Origin of the sequence: Streptomyces turgidiscabies Car8 (assembly GCF_000331005.1) — a bacterium.
In the GTDB taxonomy this organism is placed as follows: Bacteria; Actinomycetota; Actinomycetes; order Streptomycetales; family Streptomycetaceae; genus Streptomyces; species Streptomyces turgidiscabies.
Genome location: NZ_AEJB01000446.1, coordinates 1 through 13,199 on the forward strand (window position 1 = coordinate 1; position 13,199 = coordinate 13,199).

Annotated in this window: 11 protein-coding genes; 4 read left to right on the plus strand and 7 right to left on the minus strand. The window is 70.3% G+C overall.

Going from position 1 to position 13,199, the window contains the following annotated elements; translation table 11 throughout:
• Nucleotides 1-43: 43 nt before the first annotated feature.
• The 3 genes from STRTUCAR8_RS32525 to STRTUCAR8_RS32535 are packed head-to-tail and all read right to left on the minus strand — an operon-like array spanning nucleotide 44 to nucleotide 6,213.
• On the minus strand, nucleotides 44-2,377 hold the full coding sequence (locus STRTUCAR8_RS32525) for a non-ribosomal peptide synthetase (RefSeq protein WP_006380455.1): 2,334 nt from the start codon (nucleotides 2,375-2,377) through the stop codon (nucleotides 44-46).
• A complete protein-coding gene (locus STRTUCAR8_RS32530; protein ID WP_078507392.1) occupies nucleotides 2,374-4,935 on the minus strand; it encodes a Pls/PosA family non-ribosomal peptide synthetase in 2,562 nt (853 codons plus the stop codon). Before STRTUCAR8_RS32530 ends, STRTUCAR8_RS32525 begins: the two co-directional genes overlap by 4 nt.
• 33 nt (nucleotides 4,936-4,968) lie before the next feature.
• Nucleotides 4,969-6,213, minus strand: coding sequence for a heparan-alpha-glucosaminide N-acetyltransferase domain-containing protein (locus STRTUCAR8_RS32535; protein WP_267889059.1), 1,245 nt, complete (start codon nucleotides 6,211-6,213; stop codon nucleotides 4,969-4,971).
• An 805-nt stretch (nucleotides 6,214-7,018) separates the two neighbouring features.
• Here STRTUCAR8_RS32535 and STRTUCAR8_RS32540 point away from each other — a divergent pair.
• Nucleotides 7,019-8,185, plus strand: a complete 1,167-nt coding sequence (locus tag STRTUCAR8_RS32540; RefSeq protein WP_006380453.1) for a YihY/virulence factor BrkB family protein — start codon at nucleotides 7,019-7,021, stop codon at nucleotides 8,183-8,185.
• Between the two features lie 48 nt (nucleotides 8,186-8,233).
• Here STRTUCAR8_RS32540 and STRTUCAR8_RS32545 read toward each other — a convergent pair whose 3' ends face one another.
• From STRTUCAR8_RS32545 to STRTUCAR8_RS32555, 3 genes are all read right to left on the minus strand, one after another.
• Entirely contained in the window at nucleotides 8,234-9,355 is a 1,122-nt protein-coding gene (locus STRTUCAR8_RS32545) for a S8 family peptidase (protein WP_006380457.1), read from the minus strand.
• A 236-nt stretch (nucleotides 9,356-9,591) separates the two neighbouring features.
• Entirely contained in the window at nucleotides 9,592-9,777 is a 186-nt protein-coding gene (locus tag STRTUCAR8_RS32550) for a DUF1737 domain-containing protein (RefSeq protein ID WP_006380456.1), read from the minus strand.
• A gap of 191 nt (nucleotides 9,778-9,968) precedes the next feature.
• Nucleotides 9,969-10,424 carry an Lrp/AsnC family transcriptional regulator gene (locus STRTUCAR8_RS32555; protein WP_044473295.1) on the minus strand — a complete coding sequence of 152 codons (456 nt, stop codon included), beginning with the start codon at nucleotides 10,422-10,424 and terminating at the stop codon, nucleotides 9,969-9,971.
• Nucleotides 10,425-10,529: 105 nt separating this feature from the next.
• On the opposite strand from STRTUCAR8_RS32555, the gene STRTUCAR8_RS32560 reads away from it, so the two are divergent.
• Together STRTUCAR8_RS32560 and STRTUCAR8_RS32565 are read left to right on the plus strand one after the other, a co-directional pair.
• Nucleotides 10,530-11,096, plus strand: a complete 567-nt coding sequence (locus STRTUCAR8_RS32560) for an RBBP9/YdeN family alpha/beta hydrolase (protein WP_006380449.1) — start codon at nucleotides 10,530-10,532, stop codon at nucleotides 11,094-11,096.
• Nucleotides 11,097-11,164: 68 nt separating this feature from the next.
• Complete coding sequence (locus STRTUCAR8_RS32565; protein ID WP_044473296.1) at nucleotides 11,165-11,860, plus strand: helix-turn-helix transcriptional regulator; 696 nt, start codon at nucleotides 11,165-11,167, stop codon at nucleotides 11,858-11,860.
• Here the strand turns inward: STRTUCAR8_RS32565 and STRTUCAR8_RS32570 are convergent.
• A complete protein-coding gene (locus STRTUCAR8_RS32570) occupies nucleotides 11,837-12,298 on the minus strand; it encodes a VOC family protein (RefSeq protein ID WP_006380452.1) in 462 nt (153 codons plus the stop codon). The genes STRTUCAR8_RS32565 and STRTUCAR8_RS32570 overlap by 24 nt on opposite strands.
• A 238-nt stretch (nucleotides 12,299-12,536) precedes the next feature.
• Between STRTUCAR8_RS32570 and STRTUCAR8_RS32575 the strand changes: the two genes are divergently transcribed.
• On the plus strand, nucleotides 12,537-13,109 hold the full coding sequence (locus STRTUCAR8_RS32575; protein ID WP_006380451.1) for an RICIN domain-containing protein: 573 nt from the start codon (nucleotides 12,537-12,539) through the stop codon (nucleotides 13,107-13,109).
• The last annotated feature ends 90 nt before the right edge of the window (nucleotides 13,110-13,199 follow it).

Consider the following 13,199-nt stretch of genomic DNA (forward strand, 5'->3'; position numbering starts at 1 on the left):
TCATGGTGTCGTCGTTCCTTTCGGTGTGGCGGCGCCGCCGTCGTCAGGCGGTCGCGGCCGGGGTGTCGAGCAGCTCGGCCAGGTCCGCGAGGACCGGATGACGGACGACGTCCTTGAGGGTGATCGCCCGGTTCAGGGCGATCGCGAGCCGGACGGCCGACAGCGAGGTACCGCCGCGGTCGAAGAAGTGGTCCAGCCTGCCGACCCGGTCCGCCGGCACGCCGAGCACCTCGGCCCAGGCGGCGGCCAGCCGCCGCTCCCCGGCGGTCTCCGGCCCGTGCACGCCGTCCCCGGCACGGTCCTCGGCGGCGGCGAGTTCCTCCGCGAGAGCGGTGAGCGTCCTGCGGTCCGTCTTGCCGTTGGCGGTCAGCGGCAGCCGCTCCCGCCAGTGCACGGCCGCAGGGACCATGTACGCGGGCAGCGACTCGGCCAACCGCGCCTGCACGGAGGTGAGTTCGCTGCCGGTGCAGAACGCCGCCAGCCGCGCGCCCCGCACGACCACCACGGCGCCGTCCCGGACCCCGGGGACCCGCAGCAGCGCGTTCTCGATCTCACCGATCTCGATCCGGAACCCCCGCAGCTTGACCTGGGTGTCGCGGCGGCCGAGGAACTCCAGCCTGCCGTCGGGCAGCCAGCGCCCGTGGTCACCGCTGCGGTAGAGCCGCTGACCGGGCCGGTACGGGTCCACGGTGAACGCCGCCGCCGTGCGCTCGGGGTCGTTGACGTACCCGCGCCCGACACACACCCCGGAGAACACGATCTCCCCGGGCGCCCCGAGCGGCACGGGCGCGAGATGCTCGTCGACGACGTACACGCGTACGTTGCGCACGGGCCGGCCGAGCGGGACGCGGGGCCCGTCCGGCACCCGGTCCATCACCTCGTGGTTGGTGTCGTCCGAAGTCTCCGTCAGGCCATAGGCGTTGGCGACCTTGATGCCGGGCTGGGCGGCGAACCAGCGCTGCACCAGCTCCCGCTTCACCGCCTCCCCGGTGACCGACACACAGTGCAGTCCGGGCAGCCGGCGGGGCCGCCGCTCCAACTCGGCCAGTACGGCTTCGAGATACGACGGCACGATCTGGAGCACGTTGACCCCGCCGTCCACGATCGTGTCCACGAACCGGGGGACGTCCAGGATCACGTCCTGCGCGACCAGCAGCGTCCGGCCGCCGACGAGCGGCGCGGACACCAGCTGCCACAGCGAGATGTCGAAGCACTGGGGAGCGGTCTGCGCGACCACCTGCCCCTCGCCGACACCGAGATCCTCCAGCTTGGCGAGGACGTGGTTGACGAAGCCCGCGTGCTCGCACATCGCGCCCTTGGGCTCACCTGTCGACCCGGACGTGAAGTAGATGTAGGCCAGTTGGTCCGCGTCCACCCGCACCCCGAGGTCGTCGTCCGCGTGCCCCTCCGCCCCGATCTCGTCGACGTACAGCCTCGGAACGTCCGTGCCCGCGCCGTCCAACGTGGTGGTGCTGCCGTGTTCCGTGACGACGAACGCGCACTCGGCGCGGGTGAGGGTGGCGGCGATGCGCTCGGCCGGGAAGTGCGGCTCCACCGGCAGATAGACACCGCCCGCCTTGAGTACCCCGAGCACGGCGGCCATCCAGTCGAGGTTGCGCTCGGTGACCACGGCGACGACACCCTCACGGGTCAGCCCCCGGGTGAGCAGCGCCCGACCGAGCTGGTTCGCCCGGGAGTTGAGCTGCCGGTAGGTCCACTCCGTCCCGCCCTGCACGGCCGCGACGGCGTCCGGGTGCTTGCGTACCCGCTCCTCGAACAGCTCGTGCACCCGGTGGTCCGGGAGTTCGCGTTCCGGCCCTGCCAACCCGTCGAGCTGGAAGGCGAGTTCGTCTTCCGACAGCAGACTGTGCCGTTCGTGGTCGGCGTCCGGTTCGGCGGTCAGCAGGGAGAGCGCGGTGAGGTGGTAGCCGGCGATCCGGGCGGCGGCGCCGGCGTCGAGGACATCGGTGCGGTGGCGCACCCGCAGGGTGTGCTCGCCGACGCTCAGGTGCAGCACGGTGCCGTCGGCTCCGGTTTCCCCGGGTTCGCCGCCGTGCGGGTCGAGCACGGTCTCGTACGACGCTTTGTCCGGCTCGCCGGCGAGGTCCGTCAGTGCCAGCAGTTCCCGCCAGGTGCCGGGCCCGACCAGCATCCGGCGGGGCACGGGCCGCTCGCCCTTCACCGCCACGTACCCGGTGGTGACCTCCCGCTCACCGGAGAGCAGGGCGAGGACCTTGGCGTGCGCGGCGAGCAGCGCGGACTCGAAGGAGGCCGACCTCGACAGAGCGGCGTCGAGCGGGACTTCGTACGACCCGTAGCGCGGCTGCTCGGGCGTGCCCGGCGCCTGGTCGGAGATCCAGCGTGGAACGGTGTTCACAGGTCTGCCCCCGTTGCTGTCTGTGCGATGCGTTCGATGTGTGCGTTGTCCGGGCCGGATGCGATCTGGTCGCTGCGCAGGGCCACCGCCGGGTTGCCGCCCCAGCGGGCCAGGCACGGCACGTCCTCGCCCTTCATCAGGAAGGAGTCGGGGGCGAGTTGGGAGCCGTCGCCCATCGTCACGCCGTAGTGCACGAGAGCGCCGGTGCCGAGAGTGACGCCCGCGCCGAGGACGATGTGGTCGGACTTGTAGGTGCCGTCCTCCTGCGAGTGGGCCTGGATCTTGCTGTGGGCGCCGAGCGTGCAGTCGTCGCCGATCGTGGTGAGCGTGCGCTCGGTGATGATGGCGCCGTCGTCGAAGACCCGGCGTCCGATGCGGACGCCCATCAGCCGCCACAGCAGGTTCTTGAACGGCGTCCCGTTGAACACGACGAGGAATTCGACGGGCACCTTCCACAGCCGTTCCTGCCACCAGAAGTGCGGGTCGTAGATGGACACCAACCGCGGTACCAGCCGCCGGAACCGGGTGATGAGCCGCTCGACCAGTACGTAGTACCCGGCGGTGAGCACGAGCCCGAGGACCAGGGAGGCGCCGACCAGCGCGCCGGCCGCGATGCCGTGCGTGCCGTGCACGGCGAGGGCGGCGAAGCCGAGGACCGTCAGGAGGAAGGAGTGCAGCCAGCGGACGAACAGGAACAGGCCCATCGAGCGCAGGTTGTAGCGGTTCTTCGCGGCGAGCCGGCGGTGGAACTCGTCGCCGTCGCGCAGATGGTCGAAGCTGCTGTCGCGCTCCACGGACCGCGGGATCTCGAAGGGCGGCGAGCCCAACAGGCCGACGTTCTCGCGGAGTTCGCCGTCGAGGGGCACCATCACCTTGGTCGCGAGGAGTACGTTCTCGCCGGTACGGCCTCCGACGGGGTACGCGATGTGGTTGCCGAGGAAACTGTGCGCTCCGATCGACGCACGCGAGACGCGGAAGGACGTGGCGGAGTAGTCGGCGTTGAGGACCGACAGCCCGTCGGCGACCATCGTGCCGCGGCCCACCGAGACCAGGTACGGGTTCTCGTGCCCCACCTCCGTACCGAAGTTGGAGCCGGTCTGCTCGACGTGCGAGAGGTCGTACCCGATGGCCCGCAGATAGTGGACGATGTACGAGCTGTCGCCGCACAGCCACTTGAAGAACTTGAGGTTGGTCAGCCGCGCCACGGCCCGCTGCGCCGAGTAGTGCGGGCCGTACAGCGGATAGACGTGGCCCGGCCGGATCACCAGGTTCAGCAGCCGGGGGACCAGGGACACGGTCACGGCTCCGACGACGATCACGGCGACGAAGAGCGCCAGGGACAGGCCCACGGCTTCGGCGTAGAAGCGGACGGAGGTCATGTCGGCCAGGTCCGGGTCGACCAGTGCCTCGAGACGGGGGGCCAGGTCGAGCAGCAGGAACCCGCCCCCGGCCGCCAACGGGACGTACACCAGCAGGAGTTGGAGAAGACTGGCGAGGCCGTACGCGGCCCGTCGGACGGTGGAGCAGTGGGCCTCGGGGACGCGTACGTAGTCCACGTCCGTGGGTTGCGCGGGCGAGCCGTGCCGACGTAGCCCCGCAGGCACCGTCTGGCCCTCGAACAGCGCGGAGGCGTGGCCGAGTTGGGAGCCGTCGCCCATCGACGTACCGATGTCGAGGACGGTCTTCTCACCGATGTGGACGTTCCTGCCGAGAGTGACCGGCCCGGTTCGGACGCGTCCGGCGACGACCCGGTAGCAGAGGAAGTAGGAGTCCTTGCGGATGACCGTGTTCGAGCCGACCGTGAGCAGGTCGGTGCAGACCGGGAGGGTCGGCGAGAGGATCGTGACGCCCTTGCCGATCCGCGCACCGAGCGCCCGCAGATAGAGCACGTACACCGGGTTTCCGGTGAACAGGCGCATCGGGTTGGCGTTCAGCAGCGCCCTGACCGTCCAGAAGCGGAGATAGGCGAGACCCCAGACGGGAAACTCGGTCACCTGCCACCGGCCGACCAGCACCCACTTGGCGAGCACCGGCAGTACGCACATCCCGGCGAACACGGCGCCGCCGAACGCCACCGACCGCAGATAGACGTCGACGGCTCCCGAACCGGCGCTGATCCACTGGTAGCCCTCGACCGTGACGAGCCCGGCGAGGAAGCAGTACGCGGCGAAGATCAGCAACTGCGCGGCCCCGCACAGCACATAGCGCGAGGTACTGCCGGGCACCGGGGCCTCGGCCGGCGGCGCGACGGGCGCCTCGGCGGGGGCGCCGGTGAGCGCGGCCGCCAGACTCCGGATCGTCGGATGGCCGTACACGTCCTTCATCGACACCGACGGCAGATCGTCGCGCTTCCTGACCCGGGCGCAGAAGTGCGCCATGACCAGCGAGTTGGCGCCGAGATCGTCGAAGAAGTGGCTGTCCAGCGGGACATGGTCGCTCTTCATGACGCCCGCGAGCACATCGGCGAGGATCCGCTCGGTGCCGCCTCCGGCGCCGGACGTGTGCCTGGTCGGATCGGTCGGCGGTATGGGCGCCAACTCGATCGGATTTCCCCCCATTTTGCCCCTCACTTTTCCCCCGCAAGGAGTTCCCTAGCGGTGCTGGTTCTGGCTTTCGCTTCGTGCGGCTGGTGCGGCTGGTAGAGATGGTTGAGCTGGTTCGGATCGGCGGACCGGCAGATCGGACGGGCTCCCCGGGGGCCGCCGTCCGCTTCCGCTTCCGCGTTCCCACGCCCGGGCCTTCCGGGCCGCCCCCGCGACCAGGACCTCCAGGGGTCCCCGGCCCCTGGTGAGCCGCCACGCGACCGCGAAGAGCAGCGAGCCCGCGACCAGGACGGCGTACTGGAGGCCGGGGGAGCCGTTCAGCGTTCCGGTGGAGAGGAACAGGACGTGGGCGGTGTACAGGGTCAGCGGCATGCTTCCGGCCGCCGCGAGCGGGAGCAGCGCGCGCCGCACCCAGGTGACCCGGGTCAGCAGCAGGGCCGCCGCGAGCAGGGCCGTGGCCGCGCCGAGGGTGTGCAGCAGGTCGAACGGCGAGGTGGAGTGCGGGGCGCGGGAGACCATCGACCACCAGGTGTCGCCGTCCGGGGTGTCCCAGAGGACCTGGTCACGGGCGTGCGGCCCGGTCGCGTCCGCGAACTCGGTCCGCCGCAGCCGTTCCAGGCCGCCCCGGCGGAAGAGCCACCAGGAGCAGGCCAGCCAGGCAGCGGCGGCGAGCGCCAGCCCGGCGGTCAGCAGCCGGGTCGCGGTGCGCCGGTCGTAGAGGTCAAGGCGCCCGATGGCGAGGCCGGCACAGAGGTACGCCGTCCAGGCCAGCACCGGATAGGGGCCGTGGACGAGAAGGTCGCCGAGGAGACCGGCCGGGTCGGTGACCACGTCCTGGAGCGTCGGATCACCGTCGAAGGCGGGTTCGGGCAGCACCCCCCGCAGCACGTGGACGAGGAACGGCGCGAGCACGCCCAAGGCGAGGGCGACGCACCCCAACGTCCGTGCCCGCAGGGTCAGCAGGGGCAGCGCGAGCAGGAACAGCAGGGCGTAGAAGACGAGGATGACGTCGACGCCGAGGCCGCCCGCGTTGGCGGCGTAGCCGAGCAGCAGCCCGATCAGACCGACGGTCAGCGCCCGGGCGGTGACGGCGGCGAGTGAGCCGCGGCCGACCCGGGGCGTACGGCCGCCGGTGGTGAAGGCCAGGCCGACCCCGGCCACCAGTGCGAAGGTCGCCGAGGACCTGCCGCCCGCCAACTGCCAGGCCACCGTAGGTGAGTCGTCCGGCTCGAACGCACCGAAGACGTGTACGGAGAACATCCCGAGCAGGGCGAGGCCGCGGGCCACGTCCACTCCGGCGATGCGTGGAGCCGATGCTGCGTTTTCCCGCGTGACAACCGCCGGGCCTCCGGTGGAAAAGCGGTTCGAACGGGAGGGCCGGGATCGCGAGGCAAACCTTGGTAAAGGCATGGGTCGCTCCGTAAATTGGCGCGATGGATTTCGCGTCCGCTGTGTGTCCGTGGTGCGGTTGTGGACGGGAGTGACAGCTGACGCGCTATGGGGAATGGCGTGCGGGTGGAATGTCGAATGTCGAATGACGTATGAGCGGAAACTGTCGATGAGCGCGGCGTGCGGCAAGTCGTCGATCCGCACGTTGTCGTGCGGTTTTTCCTACGGATCACGCGGATCACGGGCAACGCGGCTCGGTCGGGCTTGGGTCGGGGCCCGGATGCCCCCGTGGTCTTGCTTCGCACTCTCTCGGGCGGGTGTGCCCCGGCGAATGCAATCCGAATTGTTTCGACCCGGTTATGAGGGGGTCAAGGTCGCTCGGCGTAATGTCGCTTTCCTGTTACAGAGTCACGACTTTTCGTACAGATGGCGACTAAGTGTTCGCCTGCCTCACCAGGAAGCTTTCCGTAGGGCAGGTGTAATTGCCGGGCGGTATTCCGTTTACGAGCGCCGGAAAATGGCCGCCAAGAACATGACAGAAATAGTATTCGATTTATCTGCCGTATCGTTCCGCCTGGTTTCCGCTGGGTTTCTCTTCGTTTTCTGCAGCGTCACGGGAGCGGAGGGAAGGGAGCGGCCCACGGGCGCTGCGCCGTGACCGGGGCACCGGAGGGTGAGAGGGGTGGCGCCCGCCCGATACCGTTAGGGCGTGCAGGCAGCAAGTGAATCTCCCGAGAGCCCCAGTGGCCGGCTCCACCGCGCGCGCGTCCTCTACCGGAACGTCTCCAAGCGCAGGACCGCATGGCTGTTGCTGAAGGACACCGTCAACTCGTGCGTCGAGTACCGGATCCTGGGTCTGGCGGCGGAAGCGGCGTTCTTCACGCTGCTGTCCGTGCCGCCCCTGCTGCTGAGCCTGATCGGGCTGCTCGGCTACGTCGACGACTGGACCGGCACCGACACCATCACCAGCCTGGAGACCAACCTCCTGGAGGCGTCCCGCACGGTCCTCTCCGACAAGGGCGTCGCCGAGATCGCCCGGCCGATCCTGAACGACGTGATGAAGGGCGGCCGGCCCGACGTCATCTCCATAGGGTTCCTCTTCGCCCTCTGGTCCGGCTCGCGCGCGGTGAACGTCTTCATCGACACCATCACCGTCATGTACGGCCTCGACGGCGTCCGTGGCATCGTCAAGACGCGGCTCGTCGCCTTCGTACTGTTCGTCGTGGCGCTTCTGATCGGCTCGGTCGCCCTGCCGCTGATGGTGGCGGGCCCGGACGCCGTGCTCAACGTCCTGCCGTGGTCGGAGACGCTCGTCCAGGTCCTGTACTGGCCCGTCGTCATCCTGCTGTCCATCGCGTTCCTGACGACGCTGTTCCATGTGTCGGTCCCGGTGCGCTCACCGTGGATCGAGGACGTCCCGGGCGCGCTGATGGCCCTCGCGATGTGGGTGTTCGGCAGCTTCCTGCTGCGTATCTACCTGACCAAGACGATCGAGGGCGCCACGATCTACGGTTCGCTCGCCGCGGCCGTCGCCGTCCTCCTGTGGGTCGGGGTGTCCGCGTTCGCGGTGCTTGTCGGGGCCGCCGTCAACGCGGCGATCGACCGCGTCTGGCCGGCCGCCGCCACCGCCGCCGCCCGCGCGGCCAACGAACGGATCCGTGAGGAGGAGGCCGCCGAGTACATCGCCCGGATGGCCGTCGTCCACTCCCACGAGCCCCACGAGGACGCCGACGACGACCCCGACGACTGCGACATGCCCTCCGAGTTCCCGGAACGCTGGTCGCGCTTCCTGCCCCCGGAGGACGTGACGTCCCGCCTGCGGACCCACGCGAAGAGCGCCCCCAAGACGGAAGAGGGCCCGCCGCCCGAGAAGTGAGACCGGGTGGCCGTGGGCGTGGCTGTTGCTGTGCGTGTCTGGTGCCGGTCAGAGGCCGCCGGTGTTGAGCAGTCGGTTGGGGGTGTCGGAGCGTACGCCGTGCAGGGCGCCGCGGGTGGCTGTGTGGTCCAGCCAGGTGTGGACCTGGTCGGCCGTGGCGTGGGGGTGGGCCGACAGGTACAGGGCGATCACACCGGTCGCGTGCGGTGCGGCCCAGGACGTGGCGCCGCCGTCCTCGGTGGCGGTGCCGCCGCCGGCGAGGGCGGCGGTCACCTTCTGGCCGGGGGCGTACAGGTCGACGCACCGTCCGTACCCCGAACCGTAGGAGCCGCCGTCGCTCCACGGGCGGTCGTTCGTGGTGGAGGCCGCCACGACGATCGTGCCCGGGACGCCGGCCGGGGAGTGCTTGCAGGCGTCGTCATGGAAGTTGCCGGCCGACACCACCGTCGGGATCCCCGCGTCGACCATCTTCCTCACGGCGGACTCCAGGGCCGCCGACCGGTGGTCGAGGTTGAGGGACATGTTCACCACCGCGGGCTTCTGCGCGTGCGCGGTGACCCACTTGACCGACTTCACCAGGGCGGCCTCGGCCGCGGCGGGGGTGCCGCCGCCTCCGCTCTCGCACAGGATGCCCTGGACCCGGACGAGTTGAGCCTTGGGCGCCACCCCGTACTTCGCCCCGCCGATGACGCCTGCGACGAACGTGCCGTGGCCGATCCCGTCCTCGCTGAAACAGTCGCGGGAGTCCTGGGCGCCCACGAAGTCGGCGCCCGGGTGGGCGCGTCCACCGAACTCCGTGTGGGCGATGTCCATCCCTGTGTCGATCACATAGACGTGAACGCCCTTGCCCGTGGCGGTGGTGGTGAGCTTCCCGTTCAACGGCCGCGACCGCTGGTCCAGAATGTCCAGGTTCCACGGCACGTGCCGGGTGAGGCGAGCCGCCGCGCTCCGGACCGCCCCGGACGACGTGCCCACGACGCCGGACGACGCGGGTGCCTTGTCGAACGACACCGCGGACCCGGAGGGCGGCACGGAGGACGCCTTGCCGTGCGCGGGAGGTGTCCCGCCGTTTCCGGCCGCCGCCGCGCCGGCGTCTCTCCCACAGCCAGAGGCCCCGAGTACGGTCACGACGGCCATCACCGTGAGACCGGCCTTTGTCACGTTCCGCATCAGAGGTTCCCCCGCATTTCCTGGCTCGCACACAGTCAGCGCACAAGACGAGCGGGGCGGACGAGCGGTTCCGGCAGGCGTGCCTACGGGCGTCCCGGGCCACGAAAGACGCCTACTGCGCCGGCGGCGTGGCGTGGCCGTCGAACCCTTTCGCCGCCGCGGCCCCCGTGTCAGGGGTGGGTCATGGCCATCGGCTCATCCGGACCGACGACGACCACCGGCAGCCCGGCATGCTGCTAGGGCAGCGGTCGCCAGACCAACGCCTGGGCGACGATGACGTTCTCGCCGTCGAAGGTGATGGCTGGGCCTTCGTGCAACGCGTAGCCGAGGCCGATCGCCTCGCTCACCCGGTGGCAGAAGGCGGCGTCGTCCGGGCCGGTCACGACACGGTAGATGGGCAACCCGTCCGGTGGTGTACTCATGAATACAGGTTCTCAGCTTGCTCTTTGCGATTCCAGTAGAGGGGGAGGTCCTGCGTCCGTCACTGGACCGGGGCTCGTCCCGGACCGGGCCGCTCGGGCGCTGTGAGGCAGCGCGCAGAACACGCCGCCAGTGGCGAGTCTCAACTGGCCCTGTCGTCCGGCCGACGGCGGTGCCGAGGTGGCCCGTGCGGTCATGACGCTGTCGGTGTGGCGTCGGTCAGCGGCTTCGGCGGGTAGGTGCGGAGCACGAGAGATGTGGTGACAGGGCCGTAGCGGGCAAGCGCGTCGACGACTTCTTCGAGCCGTTCCGCCTGCGGGCAGTGGACGTCGAAGATGAGGCAGTCTTCCCCGGTGACCCTGAGGGTGGAGGTGATCTCAGGAGTCCGGGAGGAGAAGTCCAGAGCACGTGAGAGCTGGGCATGCGTGGTGCGCAGCCGGACGACCGCGTGAATGTTCAGACCGAGGGCTGCTGGGTCGACCGTGGCTCGGTAGCCGGTGATGACCCCGCTCCGCTCCAGACGCTGGATGCGCGCGCCGGCCGCGGGCTGCGAGAGCCCGACGCGGCGCCCTACCTCCGCGCCGGTCAGCCGACCGTCGGTCTGGAGCAGGGCGAGGATGTCTCGGTCTGTCCGGTCGAGTGATTCCATCGTCGTACGCATCAATTTCCTTGAGATCACTTGCGCTGCTGCTGCGGCGGTGATGCATCCAACAGAATCGGACGCAGACGCCCCCGCGATCCTAGGGTGCGACGAGTGAAACGGTGGTGGGAAGTGGTCGCGTACGTCATCGTCCCGGGCATCGGAGGCTCGGACGGGCAGCACTGGCAGACCTTGTGGGAGCGACAGTGGGGCTCTTCGGCGGTGAGGATCTCCCCCGCCTCGTGGTCCGACCCCGACCTGGAGAACTGGGTCGACTCTGTCCAGGAGGCATACGACGAAGCCTCCCTGCGGGACAGCCGCGTTCTGCTGGTAGCCCACAGCCTGGGCTGCTGGGCGGCATCCACCTGGCTGAACAGGAACCCCTCAAGTCCGACGGACGGCGCGTTCCTGGTCGCGCCGCCTGATCCGGGCGGGCCGGCGTTCCCACGCCAGGCGGCCGCGACGTTCACGGCGGTGTCGGCACAGCCGTTGCCGTGCCCGGCCGTGGTGGTGGGCAGCGCCGACGACCCGTACTGCACCCCCGAGACGGCCGCCGGCTTCGCGGCGCGATGGGAGGCACGATGGAACCTGGCGGGCGCGTGCGGCCACATCAACTCCGCCGGCGACCTGGGCTCGTGGCGGCACGGCCGTGAACTCCTGGACGCGCTGACCCCGCGGTGATCAACCACCGCCTCCTGAGCAGCGGCCGGGCACAGGTCTTCCCGGCGCGGCGGCGTAGCCTTTTGCGTGTGTACGAGGAACGGGCCTCCCGGCTGCCGGGTGCGACGGTGTGGACGAACGCCCCGGCCCGGTCCGGTGTCGTGCGGCCCGTTCTGCCCGACGGCTGCATGGACCTGCTGTGGAGCGAGGGCCGGCTGCTGGTCGCGGGGCCCGACACCCGGCCGTACGTCCCCGAAGGTGCCCCCGCGCGCTGGGTGGGCGTCCGCTTCCACCCCGGTACGGCACCGGCCCTGCTGGGTGTGCCCGCGTACGAACTCCTGGACCGGCGCGTCGAGTTGACCGATCTGTGGGGAGCCGTCGAGGTGAGGCGCCTGAGGGCACGTGTCGATGCGGCGCCCGATCCGGCGACGGCACTCGAAGAGCTGGCTCTGCGCAGGACGGCCAGGACGCCCCCGCCCGACCCGCTGCTGGCCGGTCTGGTCGAGGCCCTGGAGGCGGGCCGTCCGGTGGGGCGTACGGCCGACGAACTGGGCCTGAGCGCGCGCCAGTTGCATCGGCGTTCCTTGAACGCCTTCGGGTACGGTCCCAAGACGCTGGCCCGGATCCTCCGCCTCCAGCGGGCACTGGCCCTGGCCCGGAAAGGCGTCCCCTTCGCGGAGACGGCGGCTCTCGCGGGGTACGCCGACCAGGCCCACCTCGCCCGGGACGTACGGGAGTTGGCGGGAATGCCGCTCCGGAAACTACTCGGCGGCGGGGGCAGCTGAGGGAGCGGCCGAGGGCAGCGGTGCGAACAGGTCGACGCCGTTGCCGTCGGGGTCGAGGACACACGCGTACCGCTGTCCCCATACGGCGTCCCAGGGCTTCAGTTCGCTCCGGTACCCGGCGCCCACCAACTCCTCGTGCAGGGAGTCGACTTCGGCGGCCGAGCCGCACAGCATCGCCAGCCCGATCCGGCCGCCGCCGCCGGGTGGCCGCCAGCCGGGGCGGAAGGAGCGGACGGTCTCCTCGGTGTCGAGCAACAGCCGCAGCCCGCCGGGGAGTTCGGCCTCGACATGCGGCTGCTTCTCGGCGCCCTCGGGGAAGTCGAGCCCCAGTCGGCGGTAGAACGCGACGGAAGCGGCGAGGTCGGCGGTGACGATCCCGACGGCGTCGAACCGGGGAGTGGGGCGCGGAGTCGGGTGAGGGGTCGCGTGTGAGGTCATACGGGCACGTTAGGCGCTGTGCCGAAGGCCGGTCTTGAAGGAAACGGACGCGACGGCGCCGCAGGTCCACGCCCCGGTTGCGGGCCCGGCGGAGGGCGCCAATAGTGGGAAGGACAGCTGCACCTTGACCGGTGGCCAGAGCCCCGCACAAGGAGCCGGCTCGGTCTCCTGACCGCGGCTGCCCACCGCCCCACGATCTCGCTGACCTCTCTCCCATCGCCAGGAGGGGAGTGCTGCCATGCGCAAGCACACTCGGGCACATCGGCTTCTGACGGCATCGACGGTCCTGTTCGCCGGGGGTGTCATGTTTCTGCCGACCCCCACGGTCGCCCAGCCGGAGAGACCGGACTCCAGGAACTCCGTATCCGTCATCTCGGGAGCCGCGTTCCAGATCAGGAACCCGCAGACCGGCAAGTGCATGACGGTCGCGGGCGGCCGTTCGACGGAGAACAACGTCCGGCTCGTCCAGTTCAACTGCGACACCGACCCGTCGCGCCGCTGGAAGCTCACCAACGGGAACGACAACTCCTACCAGCTCGTCAACGCGCAGACGCGCAAGTGCGCGACGGTCGCCGGCGGGCGTTCGACCGAGAACAACATCGAACTGGTCCAGTTCGACTGCGACTCGGACGCCTCGCGCCGTTGGAGCCTTGTCAACTGGGACGGTGGTGCCTACGAACTCGTCAACGACCAGACGGGCAAGTGCGCGACGGTCGCCGGTGGCCGCTCCACCGACAACAACGTCGGACTGGTCCAGTTCGACTGCGACAGGGACCGGTCCCGCACCTGGACCCTGAATCTGGCGGGCTGAGCGACGCTGTCCGGTCCGAGGAGTCGCCGGTCCGACGACCTCTTCGGACCGGAAGGCAGCGCCGTCACCCGGCCGGTAACCCGCCCGGTG

Coding starts and splice junctions, on each gene's coding strand:
- STRTUCAR8_RS32530 (WP_078507392.1), bottom strand. CDS start 4,935: ATGGGGGGAAATCCGATCGAGTTGGCGCCCATACCGCCGACCGATCCG.
- STRTUCAR8_RS32545 (WP_006380457.1), bottom strand. CDS start 9,355: ATGCGGAACGTGACAAAGGCCGGTCTCACGGTGATGGCCGTCGTGACC.
- STRTUCAR8_RS32550 (WP_006380456.1), bottom strand. CDS start 9,777: ATGAGTACACCACCGGACGGGTTGCCCATCTACCGTGTCGTGACCGGC.
- STRTUCAR8_RS32555 (WP_044473295.1), bottom strand. CDS start 10,424: ATGGAATCACTCGACCGGACAGACCGAGACATCCTCGCCCTGCTCCAG.
- STRTUCAR8_RS32570 (WP_006380452.1), bottom strand. CDS start 12,298: ATGACCTCACACGCGACCCCTCACCCGACTCCGCGCCCCACTCCCCGG.
- STRTUCAR8_RS32575 (WP_006380451.1), top strand. CDS start 12,537: ATGCGCAAGCACACTCGGGCACATCGGCTTCTGACGGCATCGACGGTC.